This is a genomic window from Ruegeria sp. AL12 (assembly GCF_056540885.1).
The window spans coordinates 1-768 of sequence record NZ_JBQFXN010000107.1 but is presented as its reverse complement, the minus strand read 5'-3'; the positions used below and the strand labels follow the sequence as shown (position 1 = coordinate 768).

Below are 768 nucleotides of genomic sequence, written 5' to 3'. Positions count from 1 at the left end.
AGTCAGATCGCTGCGGCCTGATCGCCCGCACCAAACCTGACCTGCGTGGGCGCAAGGTCCCCGCGGGCTCGGTGCTGCGTTGACTGGTGGATCACGAGACAAACGCGAAAGGTTATCCGTGTTCCGGGGCGGCCGTCCCCAGAAATCGCTTGTTCCGAATTTCGTCCGGGCTGACGTCAAAGCTGCGTTGAAAGGCGCGTTTCAGCGCGACAGTCGATGAAAAGCCGGTCGCTGTCGAGATTTCGATCTGCGACATGTTGGTGAATTGTAAAAGGCTCTGCGCCCGCTCCAGCCGTAGCTCTTTGTAGGTCGACAAAAGTTTCGCACCGGTTTTGCTTAGAAACCTTCGCTGTAACTGGCGGGTCGAGGTCCTGAGTACATTGGAAAGTTCCGAGATCGTCAAAGGATCTTCGATGTTTTCCTGCATCGCATCCAGCGTGCGCATGACAAGCTGATCACCTTTTGCACGGTGCACCAGACGGGCGGCAAGCGTGCTGCCGTGCTTTTGTGTGGGTTCCGTCAGTCCAATGTATCCGCGCAGTATGTCCGCGATATGTTCCCCGTGGTCGATCGACACAAATTCTGACAGCAGGCGCAGCGCGCTTAACCGGGTGGTTGCGCTATGGGCGCACCCGTCTGCGGCCAGATGCGTGCCGGTGCCACAATCTTCCAGCCCGCCCTCCAGTGCAGCGGCTGCGAAATTCGGGTGGACAGCAACGGTGTTCCGGCCTGTTCTTCCGAGTTGCGGCAGAAGCAGCACCGCGCCGC

1 protein-coding gene is annotated in these 768 nt (G+C 59.1%); it reads right to left on the bottom strand.

The window, feature by feature from the left end; genetic code table 11:
- Positions 1-112: 112 nt before the first annotated feature.
- Positions 113-768: helix-turn-helix domain-containing protein (locus ACR0C6_RS21675; protein ID WP_480621202.1), on the bottom strand; the 656-nt coding region annotated here is incomplete at its 5' end.